The organism is Arthrobacter sp. UYNi723, from assembly GCF_054057635.1.
The window spans coordinates 83826-104625 of the sequence record NZ_JBSRZM010000008.1 but is presented as its reverse complement, the minus strand read 5'-3'; the positions used below and the strand labels follow the sequence as shown (position 1 = coordinate 104625).

General features: G+C 66.0%; 19 protein-coding genes. 4 read left to right on the top strand and 15 right to left on the bottom strand.

Going from position 1 to position 20800, the window contains the following annotated elements; all coding sequences use genetic code 11:
• The 10 genes from ACVWY0_RS08580 to ACVWY0_RS08535 all read right to left on the bottom strand — a co-directional run bounded on the left by ACVWY0_RS08580 (position 1) and on the right by ACVWY0_RS08535 (position 14179).
• Positions 1-1494, bottom strand: coding sequence for a dynamin family protein (locus tag ACVWY0_RS08580; RefSeq protein ID WP_485836315.1), 1494 nt, complete (start codon positions 1492-1494; stop codon positions 1-3).
• Entirely contained in the window at positions 1491-3437 is a 1947-nt protein-coding gene (locus tag ACVWY0_RS08575) for a dynamin family protein (RefSeq protein ID WP_485836374.1), read from the bottom strand. Before ACVWY0_RS08575 ends, ACVWY0_RS08580 begins: the two co-directional genes overlap by 4 nt.
• Positions 3438-3596: 159 nt before the next feature.
• Positions 3597-4688 carry an IniB N-terminal domain-containing protein gene (locus tag ACVWY0_RS08570; RefSeq protein WP_485836314.1) on the bottom strand — a complete coding sequence of 364 codons (1092 nt, stop codon included), beginning with the start codon at positions 4686-4688 and terminating at the stop codon, positions 3597-3599.
• A gap of 163 nt (positions 4689-4851) precedes the next feature.
• A complete protein-coding gene (locus tag ACVWY0_RS08565) occupies positions 4852-6906 on the bottom strand; it encodes a LuxR C-terminal-related transcriptional regulator (protein ID WP_485836313.1) in 2055 nt (684 codons plus the stop codon).
• A 3-nt stretch (positions 6907-6909) separates the two neighbouring features.
• Positions 6910-9042: an Hsp70 family protein gene (locus ACVWY0_RS08560; protein ID WP_485836312.1), complete on the bottom strand. Its 2133-nt coding sequence runs from the start codon at positions 9040-9042 to the stop codon at positions 6910-6912.
• A gap of 155 nt (positions 9043-9197) precedes the next feature.
• Positions 9198-10334, bottom strand: a complete 1137-nt coding sequence (gene ccsB, locus ACVWY0_RS08555) for a c-type cytochrome biogenesis protein CcsB (protein ID WP_485836311.1) — start codon at positions 10332-10334, stop codon at positions 9198-9200.
• Complete coding sequence (resB, locus tag ACVWY0_RS08550; protein WP_485836310.1) at positions 10334-12091, bottom strand: cytochrome c biogenesis protein ResB; 1758 nt, start codon at positions 12089-12091, stop codon at positions 10334-10336. The genes ccsB and resB overlap by 1 nt, the downstream gene beginning before the upstream one ends.
• A complete protein-coding gene (locus tag ACVWY0_RS08545) occupies positions 12091-12846 on the bottom strand; it encodes a cytochrome c biogenesis CcdA family protein (protein WP_104060448.1) in 756 nt (251 codons plus the stop codon). Before ACVWY0_RS08545 ends, resB begins: the two co-directional genes overlap by 1 nt.
• A 15-nt stretch (positions 12847-12861) precedes the next feature.
• On the bottom strand, positions 12862-13497 hold the full coding sequence (locus ACVWY0_RS08540) for a TlpA family protein disulfide reductase (protein ID WP_485836309.1): 636 nt from the start codon (positions 13495-13497) through the stop codon (positions 12862-12864).
• A gap of 1 nt (position 13498) precedes the next feature.
• Positions 13499-14179, bottom strand: coding sequence for a histidine phosphatase family protein (locus ACVWY0_RS08535; RefSeq protein WP_485836308.1), 681 nt, complete (start codon positions 14177-14179; stop codon positions 13499-13501).
• A 202-nt stretch (positions 14180-14381) separates the two neighbouring features.
• Between ACVWY0_RS08535 and ACVWY0_RS08530 the strand changes: the two genes are divergently transcribed.
• From ACVWY0_RS08530 to ACVWY0_RS08520, 3 genes are all read left to right on the top strand, one after another.
• Entirely contained in the window at positions 14382-14930 is a 549-nt protein-coding gene (locus tag ACVWY0_RS08530; RefSeq protein WP_252570272.1) for a YceI family protein, read from the top strand.
• A gap of 108 nt (positions 14931-15038) precedes the next feature.
• Positions 15039-15740, top strand: coding sequence for a hypothetical protein (locus tag ACVWY0_RS08525; protein WP_485836307.1), 702 nt, complete (start codon positions 15039-15041; stop codon positions 15738-15740).
• 179 nt (positions 15741-15919) lie between these two features.
• Positions 15920-16717, top strand: coding sequence for a hypothetical protein (locus ACVWY0_RS08520; protein ID WP_485836306.1), 798 nt, complete (start codon positions 15920-15922; stop codon positions 16715-16717).
• 57 nt (positions 16718-16774) lie between these two features.
• On the opposite strand, the gene ACVWY0_RS08515 is transcribed toward ACVWY0_RS08520, so the two are convergent.
• Both ACVWY0_RS08515 and ACVWY0_RS08510 read right to left on the bottom strand, forming a co-directional pair.
• Positions 16775-17518, bottom strand: coding sequence for a redox-sensing transcriptional repressor Rex (locus ACVWY0_RS08515; protein ID WP_485836305.1), 744 nt, complete (start codon positions 17516-17518; stop codon positions 16775-16777).
• Positions 17519-17609: 91 nt separating this feature from the next.
• Positions 17610-17864 (bottom strand): glutaredoxin family protein, encoded by a 255-nt coding sequence (locus tag ACVWY0_RS08510; RefSeq protein ID WP_485836304.1) that lies wholly within the window; start codon positions 17862-17864, stop codon positions 17610-17612.
• A gap of 150 nt (positions 17865-18014) precedes the next feature.
• Between ACVWY0_RS08510 and ACVWY0_RS08505 the strand changes: the two genes are divergently transcribed.
• On the top strand, positions 18015-18833 hold the full coding sequence (locus ACVWY0_RS08505) for an HAD family hydrolase (RefSeq protein WP_485836303.1): 819 nt from the start codon (positions 18015-18017) through the stop codon (positions 18831-18833).
• Positions 18834-19028: 195 nt separating this feature from the next.
• Here the strand turns inward: ACVWY0_RS08505 and ACVWY0_RS08500 are convergent, their stop codons facing one another.
• From ACVWY0_RS08500 to ACVWY0_RS08490, 3 genes are all read right to left on the bottom strand, one after another.
• Positions 19029-19127, bottom strand: coding sequence for a 30S ribosomal protein bS22 (locus tag ACVWY0_RS08500; RefSeq protein ID WP_003792170.1), 99 nt, complete (start codon positions 19125-19127; stop codon positions 19029-19031).
• A 156-nt stretch (positions 19128-19283) separates the two neighbouring features.
• Positions 19284-19496: a helix-turn-helix domain-containing protein gene (locus tag ACVWY0_RS08495; protein ID WP_058931377.1), complete on the bottom strand. Its 213-nt coding sequence runs from the start codon at positions 19494-19496 to the stop codon at positions 19284-19286.
• A gap of 142 nt (positions 19497-19638) precedes the next feature.
• Positions 19639-20745, bottom strand: a complete 1107-nt coding sequence (locus ACVWY0_RS08490; RefSeq protein WP_485836302.1) for a 3-deoxy-7-phosphoheptulonate synthase — start codon at positions 20743-20745, stop codon at positions 19639-19641.
• Between the last annotated feature and the right edge of the window lie 55 nt (positions 20746-20800).

Genomic DNA, 20800 nt, shown 5'->3' with positions numbered 1-20800 from the left:
TCAGGCGGACTGCGGGTGGAGCTGCAGGGCCGAACATTCAGCCACAACGCCCTCACAGCTGCGCATCACCACGCGGCAGGCCTCCACGGCTGAGCGCTCCGTCAGCGGGTTTTCCGATACCGTCCGCCACCGGTTTAGGAAGCGGCGGGCTTCGGCCAGGACTATGTCCGGTCCGGCATCCGGAGCCAGCCCCATCCTCAAGGCGGGCGCCGCACCCCAGCCGCCGACCAGCCTTTCAGCCTCCACCGCCAATTCATCACTGAGGGATACCCCCGTGGTACGGATCGTGGCGAGCAGGCGGAGCTCACGGAACTCATGGGCGTTGGCCTGAAGGCGTTCCAAGGCTGCGGCCAGGCGGCCGGCCCCCTCCCTGGGCGCGGTGCGCAGCAAGCTTTCCACTCCCACCAAGGCATTGCGGGCTTTGAGGGCATCCCCGCGGGCCTGAAACTGCCGGGCCACAAGGTGCAGCAACGGGTCCAGCCCGCTGCGCCGGGCCAGTTCATGCGCCAGTGGCGTGGGTTCCGTGAAGCCACTCCGAATCAGCACCACGCCCAGCCGTATCCCAAACAGCCCGAACCGCTCAAGGAGGGAGGCGCGGGCTTCGGCGCCCAGGCTTTGCGGGACAGTGGCCCTGATGAACCTGTCCGCCGAGAGCAGCATCCGCTCCCGGGCCGACCGCTCCATGCCGGCCAGGACCTGCATGGACTCGAAGTCCGACTGGCGCATGCTGCGTGCGCTTTGTGCCAGCAGCCCGGCCACCGGGACCACCCCCAACGCCAGCTTCCGCAGGCTGTGGTCCCGGCGGTACCGGTCAGCGATGTCACCCGCGGAGAGCAGCGAATCAATACGGCCCGCACCGATCTCGTCGGCACGGGACAGCACGGCAAGGGCGTTCACGGTTCCCGACCTACCCGCCTCGGTATCCCTGAAGGATTCGAGGAACCGCAGGTCCGAGGCGTGCATGTGGCGCATGAGGTAAATGATGGCATCAGCCTCGGAGGGCGCGTCCACGGGGATGAGGAAATCGGTGGACCGGGCAGAGACGTTTTCGGACAACGAGGCGATTCCCGGAGTGTCTATCAGGGTGAGCTCGCGCAGGGCCGGCGAGGGCCACTCCACCACCAGCCGTTCCATGTCCTCGGCGCGGGCGTTTCCCAGGACAAACACCAGGCGGCCGTCCACGCGCTTCAGCGGCAGGATATGCGGTTCACCGGCAATGGGGTAGGCCGTGATCCGCGGCGTGTGCCCGTAGCGGTACCAGGTCACAATCCTTGTGCATTCCCCGGTGTCGGTCGGGGCGATCTCCTCCCCGATGATGGCGTTCAGCAGCGTGGATTTTCCCGCCTTGACCATGCCTGCCACAGCGAGCCTGAGGGGCTCGGACAGCCGCCGGGCATAAGTCTCCAATGCCGCAGCCGCAGCGGGGTCGTCCGCATACACGAGCAGGGCGTCCTGGATCAGGTCCGCCACTCCCGCGCTGATGGACTCCTTCATCTGCCCGCCGAACCCACCGGCGCCGTGCCCACCGACTGACTGCCCGTCGTCGGGTTTCCCGACGCCGGGTTCCCCATCGCCGTTGCGCGCCCGGCCGGAGACTGCGCGGCCTGCGGCCCCGGGGATTGGGCCACTTCGGCGGCCACCAGGCCGGCGGCATGGTGCAGGGCGTCCACCTTCTTGAGCTCGGCCTTGATCTCGCGGATGCGGATGTCCTTTTCCAGCGTGTAGGTGGTGGCTGCCTTCTGGGCCGCCGCCACCGAATCCGCCAGGGAGCGATGGTGTTCGTCCGCGATTTCCGTGAAGTGGTCCCGGGTGGAGCGCTGCACCAGCCGGAGCCGGTCCTTGAGCTGCTTGCCCACCTGGAAGGTGACATCGTCCAGCTGCCGGCGGACCAGCGCCTTGGCTTCGGCCTGCCGGCGCTTCAGCCTTGCTTCCTTGTCCTCGCGGTACGCCTTGCGGCCCAGCAGCAGGCCCGCGCCCACTGACAGGGGATTGATCAGGGCCATGCCGAAAATCCCGGTCAGGAGCCCGAACATCAGCACGCCGCCGTAGGATCCGCGCATGCCGATCAGGACCTTCTGCAGGGGGTTGATGTGCCCGTCGTCGAGCCTTGGCATGTTGTCCACCGGGTCCAACGCGTCGTCGGTGTCCGAGACGTGAAGCACCGGCAGGGCCACTTCGTCCTCTGAAAAATGCTCCGCCACCTGTGCGGCCAGCCACTGCGCGCGTTCGCTGGCCCACACAAACGTGTCCGAGATCGCGGCGGCGGCGCACTCCTCGAGCCACGCGGAAAACTGGGTCCAGGTGGGGCCGGGATCGCCCTGGTCAATAGCGGCCTCGGCTTCGCGCTGGATGCGCCGCAGGCGGTCCCGGAGGTCGTACTCCATGTCCGCGATCAGGTCGCCGATGCCGTCGTTGAGCGTAATCTGCCACCGGGCGGAACGTTTGCGCAGCTCATCGGCCTGTGACTTCGCCTCCTCCAGCCCTGCAATCATCCGCGGCGTCCCGTCAGGATCCTCAAGCGCTCCCAGCTCGGACCGCAGGGACAGGCGCAGGTTCTCAGTCACGGAGAGCAGGTCCTGGCTGACGGAGCGCCGTTGCAGCCGCTCCGCCTTGCCCACAATTTCATTCCGGAGGTGGCCGATCAGCACGGGGAAACCCGACTCGGCGTTGAGTTCGCTGTCCTGCAGGCGTGCAGCCTCCAGCCGGAGATCCGAGGAAACCGCGAACAGCGGGATGTCCGGCGCCACCTGCGCGAGCTGGGCACGGTCCATGGCCTCCACACGCCGCCAGTCCGGATACAGGTCCGTTTTGGACAGGATGCCCGCAACGCTCGGGGTGATCCGCATGGCCTGGCGCAGGAACCGCATTTCGGGCTCGGTGTATTCCTGCGAGGCATCTGAAACCAGCAGCATGGCGTCCGCTGTGGGCAAGGCTGTGAGGGTGGTCAATGTGTGCGAGGAGCCCAGTCCCCCCACACCCGGGGAATCGATGACCGTCAGCCCGCCGGCCAGGACCTTGCGGGGCAGGAAAACTTCGGCCGCTACTAGCTTCTTGACGTTTCCGGGGTTGCCCCGCTCGGAAACGTAAGCCGCCAGGTCCGCTATGTTGATGGGCTGCCGCTCCAGTGCGGCTTCGTCGCCGGGCTCTGTGCCGGCTTTGGGCAGCAGGATGGCGGCGGACGCGGGTTCCCCGTGGCGGACCACGGTGGACACCGAGGTGGCGATGTCGTCGTCGACAGGGCACACCGGGGCGTTCACCAGGGCGTTGATAAGTTTGCTTTTTCCTTGCTTGAATTCCCCCACCACGATCACGCGGATACTCGGATCCTTCAGCCGGCGCAGGGTCTGGTCCAGGCGTTTCCGCAGGTCCGCGCGGTCCCCTGTCCCCACCAGCTCGATGCCCTGCTCCACCAGCAATGCCAGCTGGACGGCGTTCATCGGCACCGGCGCACGTCCAGGACCTCCCGGTCGTTGCGATTCAGCCATGATCTGTCCTTTGCAGCAGGAGTGCGGGTGGGGCGGGGGATAATCCGCGAAGAGCCCGGCAGGAGGTCGATGGCCTCCTGCCGGGCGCTCCCGGTACACGGAACTTGATGTTTATAGGCTGATCTCCGAATCTTCGACCGCGACGTCGGTGTCCACAGCCACGTCAGTGTTCGTCGAGTTGTCCTCGGTGGAGTTGTCCTGGAAAGAATCCTCAACCACAACCTCAACCGGGTTGAAGGAATCAACCACCTTCACCTCGGTGGTCTCCGCCTGCGAGTTGTCGTTGAAGGAGTCCTCAACCGCAACCTCGGTGTTGGTGGTGTTATCCGAGTTGTCCTGGAAGGAATCCTCAATCGCAACATCGGTGGTGGAGTTGTCTTCGATGGAGTTGTCCGAGTTGTCGTTTACTACGATGGAGTTGTCCTCGGTGGAGTTATCGGAGTTGTCCTGGAAGGAATCCTCAATCTTCACCGAGTTGTCCACCGAGTTATCCGAGTTGTCCGAATTATCGGAGTTATCGGAGTTGTCCGAGTTGTCGTTGAACGAATCAGCGACATCAAGGTCAACGTCGGTGTTGAACGAATCGGCCACATCCAGATCGCTGTTGCCGATGTTGACGTCGCCGCCGGCGGTGATCGAGTTGTCCGTGGAATTGTCCGTGGTGTTGTCCGTGTTGTAGGAGTCGGTGGTGTTGTAGGAGTCCCGGACGTTGTTGTCGTCGCCGGCAGCCAGGGCCTGATCGCCGGATGCGATGACAGCCTCGTTGTCGAACCACTGGCTCACGTCGCCGTCGGCCCAGATGTTCTGGTTGACCGACTGGTCCGTGATCGTGTCCCGGTCATCCACCGTTGAGGTGTAGGAGTAGTTGTTCACCACGTGGTGCAGCTGCTGGACGGCGTGGGCGTGATCGTCATGGTGGTCGTGCCCCGCCGGTGGAGGGGTGTGGCCGGCGCCGCCGTTGCCGCCGGTCCACGAGGTGTTCCCGCCGGTGTTGTACTCCCGGTCGAAGGAAGAAGCATTGACAGTGATGGGTGCGTAGTCCAGGACAACCGGCATAGCGGCGTCAACATCGGCGGAGCAGACTTCGCGCAGGCCGGCACCCTCGAGTGAACGCTCCGGATCGTTCAGGAACTCCTGGGCAGCGGCGGGGTTGTTGAACAGGCCCATCAGGAACTGGACGAGCTGGTTTGCGAGTGTAGGCATTGGATGGTCCTCAAATCTTCTCGGAGTTGTGGATCGCCGGGCCTCGGTGCCGGGCTTAAATCAAACCTAAGGTCCTTCGTAGGGGCCGGGCATCGGGTGTGGCCCCGTACCCGGATGCCCCGCATTAGGGGTTTGCCTGTTTCGTGGCTAGGGGCAGCAGGGCTCAGTCCGGGCCCGGATGATCTGCCCTTAGCGCCAGCCTCAGGCGCACCAGCAGATCGGAGCGGTTTTCGGCCCCAAGCCTCCGCCGCATCCTGGCAATGTGATGTTCAGCGGTCCGGGGGGAAATGTAGATGGCTTCGCCGATTTCCCGGTAGGTCTTCCCTTCCAGGACCAACCGCGCCACTTCCTTTTCGCGTTCGCTGAGCCCCGAGGCGTCAGGATGCGCGCCATGGTTGTTCTCGGCGGCGCTGCGGCGTACTTCCGGTGACAGCCCGTCGGGTGGCCCTGTGGTTCTGCCCTGCGGGTGGAGGTCCCTGGCGCAGGCAAGGAGCCGCATCATGTCCCTGCGCTCGTCTACCTGCGCGGCCGCATGTCCTGCCAGCCGGGCCCCTTCCCACGGCATGCCCACCATTTTCAGTCCCCGGGCAGCGTTCTCCACATCCGTCGCCTGGAACCGGCCGGCCAGGACGCTGACCCAGGCCTTGCCCGCGGCGGCGAGCACAGCGGCCATGTGACTGTAGTCCGCGGCCCGCACCAGCGCTGCCGCGTGCGGGGCAAGGTCGGCCGGGCTCTTGTTCAGCAGGGCAGCCTGGACCGCCGCCCAGTGAAGCGGAACGGCCCACAGGGGTGGCTCCCCCAGCTTGGTCAGCAGAGCCCACGCTTCATCCAGATAATCCGCGACGCGCCGTGTCTCCCGCAACCGGGCGGCAGCAATCATCAGTTCGCCCCACGGCAGCAGGCTGTAAAGGTCGACGGCGGAGTGCAGCATCGCTTCGCGGGCGCGCTCCCAGGCCATCACCAGGTCATGGACGTCGCCGCTACGCCGCGCAAGGCCCACTTCCAGGGCCGCGCACAGGAACTCGTCCCTGGGAACCAGCGGCCAGTGGTTGGCTTTGGAGGCTTCGTTGATGGCCAGCCGTGCTTCGCCAGCATCGTCCTGCTGCATGGCCGACCACGCCTGCAAGAGGTGGAGCCGTGGCTTGGCGGCGTCACCGCCCTGCCTCGCGGCGACGGCGGAGCGGATGATGGTGTCCGCTACGTGGGATTCACCGCTGTGGAGGGCCAGTAACGCGGCCAACGCTCCAGGGGTGTCCGGAAGGGGCAGCGCCGAACCGGACGCGTTGAGCATGTCCGAAGCATGGATCAGCAGGGGAAGGCCCTTGTGTGGATCCCGCTCCATCGACTCCATCACGCCCTTGCCCGTTTGCGAAAGCGCCACCGCCAGTAGGGTGGGCGACACCGGTGCCGACCCGGCGGGAAAGACCTCTTCCGCGCCCGCCCGGTCGCCGCTGCCGATCATGGCCACCGCGGCAAGCGGGGCGGACCGGCCCATGTTCGCCGGACCAAGCCAGGCATAGAGGTCGGCACTGCGGACCAGCAGCCCGCGCTGTGCCCAGACGGAAGCAGCAACATCCACGCCAAGTCTGACATCCGGCGGATCAGAGCTCACCAAGAGCCCGTCAATAATCCGGCCGGCGGCGTCGAGGTCGCCCGTGGCGGCTGCGGCCTGGGCGCGGCGGGCAGCGATGCGCAGTTCGTCCACCCCTGCCAGCAGCGCTTCGCTGTACAGCTGGGCGGCCAGACCGGGGTTGTGCTGCAGTGCTTTGTCCGCTGCGGCTTCGAGTTCGGCGGCGACCCTCGGGTCCGCCAGTCCGCCCCTCGCCAGCTCGCGGGCAAGGTCGCCGAAGGGCCGGCCCTCGGCCGAAACAAAACCGACGAGTTCCCGCTGCAATGCATGCACACGGGCTGTGGGCGTGCCGTTCAGGAGCGCATGTTGCGCGGGTCCGACGACGGTCCCGTCGGCAAGCAGCAGGCCCGAGGCCTCGGCGCGGTTTACCACGGCGTCCATGCCCGGACTGTCAGGGCTTTCCAGCTTGTGCGCCAGCTCACCGGGCAGCGGACCGGGCAAGGTGAACCCCACAGACAGCGCCAGCAGGAGTTCACGGACTGCCGCATTCTCGCCCCGCAACTGCTGTGACATGTCAGCGGCTCCGGCGGGAGCCGACGTCCCTGCCTCGCGCAGTTCCCGTTCGGGCTGAGTTTGATCGGCGGCCATGCCTCAGACCGCCGGTTCGGTGGTTGGCACGGGATCCGTGGTGGGGGACGGTTCCGCGAACGGGTCGGGAACTGGCGCAGGGTCCGTCGTCGTATCGGGCTCCGGCGCAGGTGCCGACGACGGCTCGGGAGCCGGGCCGGTGGTCGGATCGGGAGCCGGGTCAGTGGTCGGATCCGGCGCAGGGTCGGTGGTCGGATCCGAAACCGGGTCAGTGGTCGGATCAGTGGTGGGATCCTGTGCAGGGTCGGTGGTCGGATCCGAAACCGGGTCAGTGGTCGGATCAGTGGTGGGATCCTGTGCAGGGTCGGTGGTCGGATCGGGAGCCGGGTCTGTGGTCGGATCAGGGCCCGGGTCAGTGGTCGGATCCTTTATAGGATCGACGGGCAATGGGACCGGGCCCGGAACCGGGTCCGTCGTCAGGTTGGTCACCGGACCCTGGGTGGAGCCTCCGGAACCCTGTGCAGGCTCACCAGAAGTGCCCGTCCCGGCAGCGGCCCCGCCGGCGGCTGGTTGGCCTGCTTCGGTAGGTGGCCTGCTGGTGGACGAGGCAGCAATGTCCAGTCCCGAGGAACTGGCCGGCGTGCTGCTGTCCTGCAACTGGGCGCTGGCTTCAATCCCCTGCACGGGGACCTGCGCCGCGCCTGCTCCTGCTCCTGCCGCGCCTGCTCCTGCCGCGGGGCCACCGGAGCCAGGCCCGCCGGTTCCGTCAGGAGGAGCAGCGCTTGGGGTGTCCTTCGCTGCATCTGCCGGCGCGGCGAACATCGCCGAGAGGCTGCCGAGTCCGTCCGGGCTCTGGGCTGCAGTCGCCGTCAGCCCGGTGAAGAGCGCCGCCACCGCTGCCACGGCGGTGAGCCGCACGGACGGACGGGGGGCATGCGCTCCGCCCTTGCGCCCGGCGGCATGGGCACCGGCGGCGAGTGCTGCAGCACCGGCGTCGGCGTGCCGGGACCAGCTGGCTCGTCGGCTGGCAGCTCCATGATGCCCGTCAGCCTGCGTGAGTACGACGGCGTTAGCCAGCTGTGCGGTCAGGGCAGCGGGCTGCGCGGCCCCCTCCGGCTGCGTGCGGAGGGCGGCAACCGCGGCGCCGAGGCAGATGGATGACTTGGGATCGGCATCCACGGCGATGGGCCGGTCCAGCTGCTCCGAAATCAGCTGCGCCACCAGGGGAATGCGCGAGGAGCCGCCGATGAGAAGCACCGCGGACAGGTCAGCCGGGGTGAGCCCCAGGTCCTGCAGCGAACGCTCCAGGGCATCCACTGTCTCCCGGATGGGCTCGCTGATCATTGCCTCGAACTCGGAACGGACCAGCCGCACCTGCTGCTGGAACCCCGGCAGCAGCACCGAAATGCTGGCCTCGCTGTCCGCGGACAGTGCCTCCTTGGCTTCAACACACTCCCGCCGCAGGCGCGACAGCGCCGCCAGGGCGCCGGGCGCCGACGGGTCAAGATTGGCCAGGCCCTGCCCGGCGTGATCGGCAACGTACCGCAGGACAGCTGCGTCGAAGTCGGCGCCGCCGAGCCCCTCGATCCCTTCGGGACGGCCCAGCAGTTCAAAGTGGCCGGCGTCCGTTTTCTTCAGGACGGCGGTGTCGAAGGTCCCGCCACCGAGGTCGTAGACGGCGATGGTGCTGCCATCCTCCACGCGCACCTGGGCGGCGTAGTGCAGCGCCGCCGCTTCCGGCTCGCTGATCAGGGTGACCTTGGCGAGGCCTTTGTCCGCGAGGGCAGCGAGGATGAGCTGCGTTCGGTGCGCGCCCCAGGAGGCAGGGTGGGAAAGGATAATGTCCGACGGCGGCGCGCCCTCGCGCTCTTCAGCCCGGTCTGCGACCCAGCGCGCCATCGTGGCGAAGACGTCCTCAGCTGGGAGGGAAAGCGTGCCGACGGCAATGGGGACGTCGTCTCCGACCCGCCTTTTGAACTCCCGCACCACCCGCTCCGGAGAGTCAAGGCCGCGGCGTTCGGCCGCCTCCCCCACCAGGATGGGGCCTTCCTCGGGGTAGTAGACCACAGAAGGAACAGCCGTTCCGCGGAGCCCCAGCGGCAGGCTCTCCGGTACACGTGAAGCGTCCTGATCGATTCGGACTATGGCGGCGGCAGTGAAACTGGTCCCGACGTCTACGGCGAGAACATAGCTCATGGGCACCTCGGGCAAAACGCAGCTAGTTGTCTGCGAGCTTCATCACTGACAACTCCCACCAAGGTAGCATCACCGTCTGCGGGGCAACACCCTTATTCATACATCGATTGGCGTATTATGTGGCCGCTTGTGCGGACATCCGGAGAAACCCCAGTTCAGAGGCCCGAGTAGGAATGCAGGCCATTAAAAAACTGGTTCACGATGGTGAAATTGAAGACCACGCAGAGGTAGCCAACGATCGACAGCCACGCGGCGCGGGTGCCGGTCCAACCACGCGTGGCGCGGGCGTGCAGGTAGCCTGCGTAGACCACCCAGATCACGAAGGTCCAGACTTCCTTGGTGTCCCAGCCCCAGAACCGGCCCCAGGCTTTTTCAGCCCAGATGGCACCGAACATGAGGGTGAAGGTCCAGCCGATGAAGGCGATGGCGTTGATGCGGTAGGACAGGTTTTCCAGGCTCAGTGCCGAGGGAACCAGGCGCATAAAACCAAGCTTGTCGGCACCGCCGACTGCCACCGTCTTTTGCCGGTGGGACTGCACCAGTTGCAGGGCGGACATGGCGAACGTAAGGGTGAAGAGCGCGGAGGAGAGCACCGCGATGGAGACGTGGATGATCAGCCAGTAGCTCTGCAGCGCCGGGACCAGGTGGCCCACGGGGGTCCAGTACGCCACCGACGCAGCCACCAGCATGATGATGGCCAGGCCCACCACAAACGTGCCCAGGAACCGCAGGTCGCGGCGGATCAGTACCAGCAGGAACACGGCCACGGCCACAAAGGCGCCGGTGGTCAGGAACTCGTACATGTTGCCCCACGGCACCCGGCCTGCACCCACGGCACGCGTGATGACGCCGGCGGCATGGATCAGCACGCCGAGGACGGTGAGGGCAACTGCGACGCGCCCCGGAACGCGCCGTTCCGCCGCATAGCGCATATCGGCGTCGGCGGTCTGCCCTGCCCCGGAAGCGTCGCCGCCCCGCTTGGCCACGGATGACGACGGCCGCTCGGCCCGTCCCACCGGTCCGGCCAGGTGCGAGTCCACCCTGTCCGCTGCCACTCTGTCGGCTGCCGCGGCTGAACCAGCAGCAGAACCAGCAGACGCACCGGCGCCGGCCATCGCGGGCACCTTGGTCCCGGCAGCCTCGGCCGCCTTCAGGTCAATGGCGCCCAGCGCCCTGCTGCTCTTGGCGAGGTCCCAGGCGAAGGCGATGAAGGCCACGGTGTACGTGCCGGCGGCGAGCAGCATAAACAGCTCGCTGTACTGGCCCATGGTTTCGTTGATGGCGAACGGCATTAGTGGTCCTTTTTCGGCCCGGTGGGGCCTGCTGGGGTGGTGAGCGAGTCTTCGCCATTATCGTCCTGGCGGCTGGGAGTTTGCTGGGTGACGCTGGAGTCGGAATCGTCAGCAGATTCGCCGGAATCGGAATCCGCAAGCTGCCACTCTTCGGACAGCAGCTTCCTGACGGCAACCGCTTCCGCGGCGAGCCGGTGGTCCTCACCGCGGGCAAGCAGGCCATACTCCACCATGGTGCGACCGTCCTCGTGGGTCCCGGTCCGCACCCAGACGCGGCGCCGGTTCACGTAGAGCGAGACGATCAGGCCGCCCACGGCCAGCAGCGCGAAAATGAGGGCGTAGAGCTGGCCCGGGTTGTGGTGGATGTCCACGCCCACGTAGCGCTTCACGCTGTCAAAGCTGATGCTGCCTTTGCCGTCCGGCAGGGTGTAGGTGCTGCCCGGAGCCAGGGTAATGCCGCCGGCGTCCAGGTTGCGGGCGTTCAGCGGCGTGAGGTCACTGACGTCCAGTTCAAAGACGTTCTGCGGCGAGCCGGCGTCCAGGCCAAGGTCCCCGAAGTACGAGTTCAGGGTCAGTTGCGGGTTGAAGAGGTCCGGATCGCCGCTGAAGGACACGCCCTCCTCGGTGATAAACGCCGTGGGCAGGAAGAACCCCACAAAGCCCAGCTGTTCGGGCCGTGCGTCGGGGACCTTGATCACCAGGGACGAGTAGTAGTTGTCACCCTGGAGCTTGGCCACCACGGGACCCTGCATGGCCACGTTGCCGGCGCCGTCACGGACGGTCACCACGGGCGCGTAGCCGTTGCCGGTGAGGTAGATGCTGGTGCCGCCCAGGGTCACGGGATCGTTGACCTTCAGGACTTCCTGCTTGGCGGGCGAGTCCGGGGTTTCCCGCGTGGTGACTTCGGCGTTGAAGTCGATGGGCTGGCCGATTTTTCCTGGTGATTCGCGGTCAAACAAGACGTCGAATTTGTCCAGCTGGATGGAGTACGGCTGCAGCTGGCTGGACTGGAAGTTGGTGCCGGGGGTGAACTGGTCGTAGCCCACCAGGGTGTTCACGAAAGTGTCGCCCTCCACCAGGATGCGCTGGCCGCTGTAGCCGAACAGGCCGCCCACGGCCACCGAAACCAGCACGCCGATCAGCGACGTGTGGAACACCAGGTTCCCCACTTCCTTGGCAAAGCCGCGCTCGGCGCCCAAAGACGGCCGCGCGCCGTCGTCGTTCCTCACTTCAACGCGGTAGCCGCGCTTCTTCAGCACCCCGGCGGCGCTGCGGATGGCGTCCGACGCCGGGAGGCCGGCGTCGGCGGGAACCACCAGGGTGCCGTACTCCGGGAGGCGGGAGAGACGTTTGGGGGTCCGCGGCGGCTGGGAGCGCATGGCCCTGTAGTGGGCGATGGCGCGCGGGACCACACACCCGATCAGCGAGATGAACAGCAGGATGTAGATCGCAGAGAACCAGGCTGAGGAATAGACGTCGTAGAGCTGCAGGGTGTCCAGCAGCTTCCCGTACTCCGGGTTGTCCTTGATGTACTGCGTCACGATGGACGGGTTGGCCGGGCGCTGCGGGAACAGCGAACCGGGCACCGCGGCGACCGCCAGGAGCAGCAGCAGGAAAAGCGCCGTGCGCATGCTGGTCAGCTGGGTCCAGGCCCAACGCAGCATCTCCACCGGCCCCAGGACTGGCAGCGCCGCCTCAGTTCTGGCGGCGGCAACGGGGGCCGGGGACTTTTTGTTTGCTTTCACGCGCTCGCTCATCAGATCGGCAACTTCACATCGGTTTGGAACCAGTACTGCAACTCGGTGACCCAGGTGCCCCAGACGCCGCTGGCCATCAGCAGGCCCAGCACCACCAGGATCCCGCCGCCGATCCGCTGGATGGCCAGGCGGTGCGTGCGGAAGAAGGACATCACGCCCATGCCGCGTCGCACCGCCAGGGCGATCAGCAGGAACGGGATGCCCAGGCCCAGGCTGTAGACAAATGCCAGAAAGGCACCCTTGGCTGCGGAGGAACCGCCGGACAGGCTCAGGAGCTGGACGGCGGAGTAGGTGGGCCCGATGCACGGGGCCCAGCCCAGGCCGAACGTGAGGCCCAGCAACGGCGCGCCCCACAGGCCGGCCGGCGGCTTGGCATGGATCTTCGCATCACGCTGCAGCCAGCCGAAACCGCCCATAAACACTACGCCCATGAGGATGACCAGGAGCCCCAGCAGCTGGGTGATCCAGGCATTCTGCGAGCCGGTGATCAGGGTGCCGAGCTGGCCGAACGCGCCGCCCAGAAGCACGAAAATCACCGAGAACCCCAGCACAAAAAGCCCGATGCCCGCCAGCATCCGGCCGCGCTTCTGTTTCTCCAGGTCCACGCCGCTCAGGCCCGTGACGTAGCCCAGGTAGCCGGGCACCAGGGGCAGCACGCACGGCGACAGGAAGGACACCAGGCCGGCGAGCAGCGCCACCGGGATGGCAAGCAGGAGCGAGCCGTTCAGGATGGTTTCGGCGAAGGGGCTGTTCACGGTCCGGGGCCGCCGCTACTCTGCCACGGCGGCGGTGATGAGGGCTTTGAGGGTGCCCTTCTGGATTTCGCCCAGCACGCGCGAGGCCACGCGGCCCTGCTTGTCCAGGACCAGCGTGGTGGGGACTGCCCCCGGCGGGACCAGCCCGGAGACGGCCAGGAGCACGCCGCCGTTCTTGTCGTCGAAGCTGGGGTAGGTCAGGCTGAAGGTCTTGTCGAAGGCCTCTGCGGTGCCTTTTTCATCGCGGAGGTTGACGCCGAAGAACTGCACGCCCTGGTCCTTGAAGTCCTGGTGCAGCTCTTCCAGGATGGGTGCTTCAACGCGGCAGGGTGCGCAGGCGGCGAACCAGAAGTTCAGGACTGTCACCTTGCCCTGGAAGTCCGCGGGGGCTATCTGGGTGCCGTTGAACAGCGTGCCGTTAATGGCGACGGCGGCCTTGCGGTCCGCCGCGGTGAACTCGGTCACCGAGCCGTCCCCGGCCACGTAGTTCTTGTTGTCGCCGGCTTTGGCCTGCTTGGCGAGGGCGTCTTCCTGCGCACAGGCGGACAGCCCCAGGGTCAGGGCGGTCAGGGCGGCGCCGCCGGCAGCGAGTATGGCACGGCGGGATGCGGTGCCTGAAATAGCGCGGGATGTTGCGCGGTTGTTCGTCATGTCAGGCTCCAGGGGTGCTGGCGGCACCGGGAAGAAGTACGGCAGCGGGCTCACTGTACTCAACGCGCAGGAGCGAGCCGTCGTCGTCGAACACCAGGGAGGTGATGGAGGTCAGCGTGCACTCGCGTTTGCGCGGGTCATGCCACAGCGGCCTGCCTTCGGCTCTGAGGCGGGTGGCCCAGATGGGGAGCTGGTGGCTGACCATGATGGCTTCCGGGCCGTCGGTTCCGTAGTCGCCGGCGGCCAGTTCGATGGCCCGGAGCCGGGCGTCCTCAACAGCTGACATGACGCGCGCGGCCTGGGCCTTGTACGGTTCGCCCCAGGACGGCCGGAACGGGTTGACCAGGTGGGGCCAATGCTTGGGCTTCCGGAGCTCGGCCTTGGTGACCTTCATGCCCTGGAAGTAGTTTTCCGCTTCAATGATGCGGCTGTCCGTGTGGAGTTCCAGGCCAAGCGCCTCTGCCGTGGGGGCCGCTGTCTCCTGCGCCCTGACCAGCGGCGACGCCGCGAGATAGACGATCCTTGCCCCTCGCGCGGCACGTTCGGCGAAGTGGTCGGCAAGCATCTGCGCCATTTCCCGGCCCAGCTCGGAGAGGTGGAATTCGGGCAGCCTGCCGTACAAAACGCGGTCAGGATTGTGGACCTCGCCGTGGCGGAGCAGATGGACAGTGGATTGGGGCATGTTTACCAGTTTCTCAAAGATGGCGTGCGATCCGAAATCTTCTACATTCAGTAGAACTCAAATTTTTGGAAAAATGTTCCGGAACCCGGAACAAAACATGCAAACGCATGTTTATACTGGATGCAGCGGATAGTTGAGGATTCAACAGATGAAGCGTCAAGCTATCCGGAAGTACCACCCGACAAACACAAGGAGAAACACCATGACTCTTCCCGCAGACGTCACCACCGGCACCTGGACCCTCGACAACTCGCACAGCGAGATCGCCTTCACCGTCCGGCACGCGGGCATCAGCAAGGTCCGCGGCCAGTTCAAGGATGCCGTGGCAACCCTGGACCTCGCCGACAACGTGGCCGATTCCAAGATCAGCGCCACCATCCAGACCGCCAGCTTCGACTCCGGCGATGTCAACCGCGACGGCCACGTCCGCGGCGAAGACTTCTTCGACGTCGAGGCCTTCCCGGAAATCTCCTTCGTCTCCAACGGGCTCGTGGCCAAGGGCAACAGCTACGAGCTGACGGGGGACCTCACCATCAAGGGCGTCACCCGGCCCGTTGCCCTTGAGACCGAGTTCAACGGCGTGGCCGTGGACCCGTTCGGCATGACCCGCGCCGGCGTCTCCGCTGAAACCACCATCAGCCGCAAGGACTTCGGCCTGACCTGGAACGCTGTGCTGGAAGCCGGCGGCGTGTTGGTCAGCGACAAAGTTGCCATCAACCTGGAGCTCGCGTTCATCGCACCCGCAGCATAGTTTTCTTCCTGAAGCACCCCGGCCGCCATATTTCCCCGGAATCTGGCGGCCGGGGTGCTTTGTTTTAACCCCTAGATACAGGCTGACACGCGGTCTACAGTGAGACCCATGAGCAACAGTGAAGTACCGCAGCCACAGCAGCCCCAGCAGCCCGGCGCCCAGCCGCCCGGCGCCCAGCCGCCTGCCGCCAACGTTCCTCCTGCCAGCAACGTTCCTCCGGCCGGCTACCAGCCGCCACCGGCCTACCCGCAGCCGGGCCAGGCCTACCCGCAGCCCGGTCAGCCATACAACCAGCCCGGCCAGCCGGGCGGCTTCCGCTTTCAGATGCCAACCGACGGCCCCCGCAACTTCAACGACGTTATGCCCAATGCCGGGTTCTCCGGCATGTTCAGCGTGACCGGGCTGCCCACCGAGCTCAAGGTGTCGTACTGGATCTGGCTCATCGGCGGCATGCTGGGAGTCCTTGGCGGCCTGTTCGGGGTGCTGGGCTCGCTGGCGTTGTTCGTCGTGGCACCCGGCTTGGCTGCGGTGGTCCTCGTTTTGGTGCTGGTGGCACTGGCCCTGGCGGCGGCCCAGATTGTCCTGGTCCTGAAGATGAAGGAGGGCAAGGAATGGGCGCGCCTTGCGCTCACCATCGTGGCCGGCGTTTCGCTGGTGCTCGCCGTGCTTGGCGGCAGCGTGGGCGGCGGCGGCATGGGCCAAGGCATCGGCAACAACTGGCTGGGCTTCCTCATCAGCGCCGCGGCAACGGTGCTCATGTGGCTGCCGAACTCGCAGGCCTGGTTCAACGCCGTCAAGGGCCGCGCGTAGACCGGATCCAGTAGAAACACAGTCTTGCGCGACCCCGCTGAGTTCTGTGGGAATACCTCTCCGGAATGATCCCCCGCGGCACCCGCCGGGGGTACGGTGGGAAGTAAGCCGTACTGGGGGCAGGCCAGTTGGACTGCACCCAGCAGCCGAACTGACATCCGACCTGCAAAGGACCGCTCATGAGCACGCCTGTCCCGCCTCCCGTCCCGAACGAGCCCGAGCCCGGCAACCAGCCGCCAGCGCCCCGCTACGGCGAGAACAGCCCGCAGTTCGGGCAGCCCACACCGCCGGCACCACAGTACGGGCAAAACGCCCCGCAGTATGGCCAGCAGACTCCCCCGGCACCCCGGTACGGGCAGAACGCCCAGCAGTATGGCCAGAACAACCCGCCGCAGTTCGGCCAGCCCACGCCTCCGCCCTATGGCCAGCAGCCGTACGGGCAGTCCCCTTACGCGCAGTACCCGTCCGAGCAGCCGCAGGCCACGGGATCCAACGGGGTTCCCCAGCTGGTCAATATCTCGTTCTGGCTGCTGATTGGCGCGGGTGTTGTGTATGTCATCAGCCTGCTGATGGGCATTGGCATGCTCGATGACCCGGCGATGCGCCGCGCCTTCGAAGACGCCATGCGCAGCGGTGGCGCTTCCGGCACGGAGTTTGCCTTCGACGATTTCAAGGGTGTCCTCGCCGGGTCGCTCGTGGTCTTCGCCATCATCGGCGCTGGGTTGTACGCGCTGGTGGCGTTCTTCGTCCGTAAGGGCAAGAACTGGGCCCGCATCCTCGGTACGGTTTTCGCGGCACTGTCCATTTTCGGCCTCTTCGGACCACCGAGCCTTGGAACCGTGGGGACGCTGGCCGGGATCGCAGCGATCGTGCTGCTCTACCTGCCGGCCGCGGCACCTTACTTCCGCAAGCAGCAGCCGTTCGCTAACCCGTACGGCGCCCCGGGCACCACGCCTGGAAACCCCTACGGGCAGTAGCACCAACGAGTCGCATCCACACCCTAACGGGCGTGGGCCCCATCAGCCGCCGACGAACTAGGCGGTCTGGTCCGGGGTCTGCGCCCGTTGTGCGTGATAGGCGAGGATCTGCAGTTCGGTGGCCATATCCACCTTGCGGAGGTTGACGCCCTCGGGGACCTGCAGCATAACGGGGGCGAAGCTCAGGATGCTGTGGACACCCGCCGCCACCACGCGGTCGCACACGGCCTGCGCCACGTGGGCCGGAAGTGCCAGGACCACCATGTTGGCGCCCGTCCGCTGCAACACGGCCTCCATGTCCGCAGCGTCGCTGACGCGCAGCCAGCCCACCTCATTGCCCACCACCATCTGGTCGGCGTCGAAAATTGCCACCACATCAAAACCGCGGGACTCGAAGCCGCCGTAACGGGCCAGGGCTTTGCCGAGGTTACCCGCGCCAACAATGGCGACCTTCCAGTCGTGGGTCAGTCCCAAGGCCGCGGAGATGTGACGGCTCAGGTACTGCACTTCGTAGCCCACTCCGCGCGTGCCGTAGGAACCCACATAGGAAAGGTCCTTGCGCAGGGTTGACGAGCTCACGCCTGACGCTTCCGCCAGCGATTCCGAAGATACCCGTTCGACGCCGTCGGACAGCAGCGTGTTAAGGGCGCGCAGGTAGATGGTCAACCGGGCCACTGCTGCGGGCGGTATTTGCTTGGCGGCCTCTGTACCGTGGACAGGCTGTGCCCCGTGGACAGGCTGTGTACTGTGGCCAGTTTCTGCACCTTGGACAGCCTGCGGAGATGAATCCAGTGAAGTCACTATCCCCTCCATCCCATCGCGTCGTGACTCCACTCTAGAGCCCCGCCGCTGGTGCCAACAAAGCCGGTGTCATTTCTGCGAGGCCGCTTTCCTATTGGGCCATGGCGCGTTGGAGGACGCGCTCCAGCCGGGCTTCGTCGATCTTCCAGAAATCGCGTTGGATTCCATCCACCAGGACCACGGGGATTTCCTCCGCATACCGCTCACGCAGTTCCGGCAGCTCGTCCACCTGCTGTTCCGTCCACCCGAGTCCCAGCGAGGCAGTAACGCGTCCGACGGCGTCGCGCGCCCCTGCGCACAGGTGACAGTCTGCTTTGGTGATGAGGACTACCTCGGGTTTAGCCATGCATTAACCGTATCGCCCTTCTGGGCGGAAAACAGGGCAGAGGACAGCGGCCGACGGCCGGGCGTACGGCGACGCGGGTATCCGGGCGGGCACTGGCACTCACGCTGGCACTGAAATCCTGGCCACCGAGTATTGACTAGACTCGTGGACATGCCCGAGGAGAAGTACGTCGCTGTGGTGACCCAGCCGGATGCGTTGATGCAGACCGGCGAGGCCGCCTTCTTCGACGTCGATAACACCCTCATGAAGGGCGCCAGCCTCTTCCACGTTGCCCGCAAGATGCACCAACGCGGCGCCTTCACCCTGACGCAGGCTGCGGGGTTCGCGTGGAAGCAGTTCAAATTTGTGGCGCGCGGCGAGAACATGGACGACGTCCATGCTGTCCGCGACTCCGCCCTCACCCTCGCCGCGGGAATCACTGTGGAAGACGTCAAGGCCCTGGGCGAAGAGGTCTACGACGAAATGATCGCGTCGAGGATCTGGCCCGGCGCCAAGGCACTGGCGCAGCAGCACCTCCGCGTGGGCCGGCGGGTCTGGCTGGTTACCGCAACCCCCATCGAGGTTGCCGCGGTAATTTCCACCAGGCTCGGCCTGACCGGAGCCTTGGGCACCGTGGGCGAGGTTGCCGACGGCATGTACACCGGCCGGCTGGTGGGCGACATCCTGCACGGTTCCGCCAAGGCAGTGGCAGTGCAGGCCCTGGCCCACGCCGAAGACCTGGACCTCAAGCGGTGCTGGGCCTACAGCGACTCATACAATGACATCCCGCTGCTGTCCCTGGTGGGGCACCCGGTAGCCATCAACCCCGATGCCAGGCTCCGCCGCCACGCGCGGGACAACAACTGGCCGGTCTACGACTTCCGTTCCGGCCGCCGCGCCGCCACCCTGGGGCTCAAGGCAGCAACGGCCGGCGGCGCCGTGTACGGTCTCTGGCGCGGATACTCCCGGATGCGCGGCCCCCGCATCTAGGACCCGGCCCGCCAGCTGCTGCGCCTCGCGTAGGAGCGCATCGCGGCCGAACGCGGGACGAAGGTCGCTCAGCGACCGTAGGAGCGCCTTTCGGACGTGTCTAAGCGACGGCGAGGCACAGCCGCTGGCACGCGACGAAAACAAAATGCCCGCTGCCGGGAAGGCAACGGGCATTTCACGCTTGTCGAAGTATCTCTACTTCTTATTGCGGCGCTGGTGACGGGTCTTACGAAGCAACTTGCGGTGCTTCTTCTTGGCCATACGCTTGCGACGCTTCTTAATAACTGAACCCACGAAAGTTCCTCACAAACTAGATGCAGTACCTGTCTGATGGAAATGGTCCGTGGACAGAGCTACAGACTGAAACAACTGACAGATTCTTACAATGACGTAAAACGTTCCTTAACAGGGTACCGCTTCTTGGCGATGCCCACTGACCGCGGGTAATGCTCAGGCGGTTTCGGAGTGCCCGTCCACCACAGCACCCTTGAGGTACTGCTCGACGGCGCTCTCCGGCACCCGGTACGACCGGCCGAAACGCACCGCGGGCATTTCGCCTGAGTGGACCAACCGATAGACGGTCATTTTGGAGACGCGCATGACCTCGGCCACTTCGGCCACGGTCAGGAACTTCGCGTTCGAGAAGTTCTGTTCTGCGGACATTTCCCTATTCCTTTGCTGATGGATGACGACAGTACCCCAGCTTTGATTCATATGCGGTGTGCCGATGCTGAGCCATCCACCAACCATGTGTTAGATACTCTAGAGGTTCATGGGGCTGTAGTGAAAGTCATCCGGGCAATCATTAAGCGGTCCGGCGCTTCCTGGCGGACGCCGCGAGCTGATCGAGGACCGAAACGGATACGTCCCAATCCATGCACGCGTCCGTGACACTCTGCCCGTAGACCAGTTCCGCCCGGCCCGCCGCATGCTCGGTGACATCCAGGTTCTGGGCACCGCCCACCAGGAAGCTCTCCAGCATGACACCCGCGATGGCCTGTGCCGCCTCGCCGCCGTCCTCCAGCTGTGCGCCGATTTCCAGTGCCACTTCCGCCTGCCGGTGGTGGCTCTTGCCGCTGTTGGCGTGGCTGGCGTCCACGATCAGCCGGGGGTTGAGCCCCTTGCCGGCGAGCTTGGCGGAGGCGCTTTCGACGTCGGCCGCTGAGTAATTGGGCCCCTTCCGTCCACCCCGGAGGATGATGTGGGTGTCCGGGTTCCCGGCGGTGGCCACCAGCGCGGCCCGGCCGTCGCCGTCGATCCCCAGGAATGCCTGGGCGGCAGCGGCGGCGCCGCACGCGTCGAGCGCGACCTGGAGGTCGCCGTCGGTCCCGTTCTTGAAGCCGATGGGCATGGAGAGACCGGAGGCAAGCTGGCGGTGGATCTGGCTCTCGGTGGTGCGCGCCCCGATGGCTCCCCACGAGATGAGGTCCGCCATGTACTGGGGGCTGATGGGTTCCAGGAATTCGGTGGCCGTGGGCAGTCCCAGCGCGGTGACCTGCTGCAGGAATTCCCGGGCGGTCCGGAGCCCGGTGACCATGTCGTGGCTGCCGTCCAGGCGAGGATCGTTGATCAGGCCCTTCCAGCCCACCGTCGTGCGGGGCTTTTCGAAGTAGGTGCGCATCACGATCAGGAGGTCGTCGCGGTGCTTTTCTGCCTGGCTGACCAGGCGGCGGGCGTATTCCAGTCCAGCCTTGGGATCGTGGATGGAGCAGGGGCCCACGATGACCAGCAGCCTGTCGTCCACGCCGTCCATGATGGCCCGGACTTCGTCGCGGCCACGCTCGACGACGTCCGTCACCCGGGCGTCCAGGGGCAGCTCGGCGATGAGCTCCTGGGGCGAGGGCAGCGGCGTGAATTCGCCGACGCGCAGATTGGACGTGGATTTCGAGGGAGTGGCTGTCGCGGTGCTCATGTTCGGGTCCTGTTCCAGATAGGAAGCGGGCCCAGATCAGAACCCGCCGGAGAAA

Bases quoted from the DNA above. Each gene is read 5' to 3' on its own strand.
- ACVWY0_RS08580 (WP_485836315.1), bottom strand. From the start codon at position 1,494: ATGAAGGAGTCCATCAGCGCGGGAGTGGCGGACCTGATCCAGGACGCC.
- ACVWY0_RS08575 (WP_485836374.1), bottom strand. From the start codon at position 3,437: ATGAACGCCGTCCAGCTGGCATTGCTGGTGGAGCAGGGCATCGAGCTG.
- ACVWY0_RS08570 (WP_485836314.1), bottom strand. From the start codon at position 4,688: ATGCCTACACTCGCAAACCAGCTCGTCCAGTTCCTGATGGGCCTGTTC.
- ACVWY0_RS08565 (WP_485836313.1), bottom strand. From the start codon at position 6,906: ATGGCCGCCGATCAAACTCAGCCCGAACGGGAACTGCGCGAGGCAGGG.
- ACVWY0_RS08560 (WP_485836312.1), bottom strand. From the start codon at position 9,042: ATGAGCTATGTTCTCGCCGTAGACGTCGGGACCAGTTTCACTGCCGCC.
- ccsB (WP_485836311.1), bottom strand. From the start codon at position 10,334: ATGCCGTTCGCCATCAACGAAACCATGGGCCAGTACAGCGAGCTGTTT.
- resB (WP_485836310.1), bottom strand. From the start codon at position 12,091: ATGAGCGAGCGCGTGAAAGCAAACAAAAAGTCCCCGGCCCCCGTTGCC.
- ACVWY0_RS08540 (WP_485836309.1), bottom strand. From the start codon at position 13,497: ATGACGAACAACCGCGCAACATCCCGCGCTATTTCAGGCACCGCATCC.
- ACVWY0_RS08535 (WP_485836308.1), bottom strand. From the start codon at position 14,179: ATGCCCCAATCCACTGTCCATCTGCTCCGCCACGGCGAGGTCCACAAT.
- ACVWY0_RS08530 (WP_252570272.1), top strand. From the start codon at position 14,382: ATGACTCTTCCCGCAGACGTCACCACCGGCACCTGGACCCTCGACAAC.
- ACVWY0_RS08525 (WP_485836307.1), top strand. From the start codon at position 15,039: ATGAGCAACAGTGAAGTACCGCAGCCACAGCAGCCCCAGCAGCCCGGC.
- ACVWY0_RS08520 (WP_485836306.1), top strand. From the start codon at position 15,920: ATGAGCACGCCTGTCCCGCCTCCCGTCCCGAACGAGCCCGAGCCCGGC.
- ACVWY0_RS08510 (WP_485836304.1), bottom strand. From the start codon at position 17,864: ATGGCTAAACCCGAGGTAGTCCTCATCACCAAAGCAGACTGTCACCTG.
- ACVWY0_RS08505 (WP_485836303.1), top strand. From the start codon at position 18,015: ATGCCCGAGGAGAAGTACGTCGCTGTGGTGACCCAGCCGGATGCGTTG.
- ACVWY0_RS08495 (WP_058931377.1), bottom strand. From the start codon at position 19,496: ATGTCCGCAGAACAGAACTTCTCGAACGCGAAGTTCCTGACCGTGGCC.
- ACVWY0_RS08490 (WP_485836302.1), bottom strand. From the start codon at position 20,745: ATGAGCACCGCGACAGCCACTCCCTCGAAATCCACGTCCAATCTGCGC.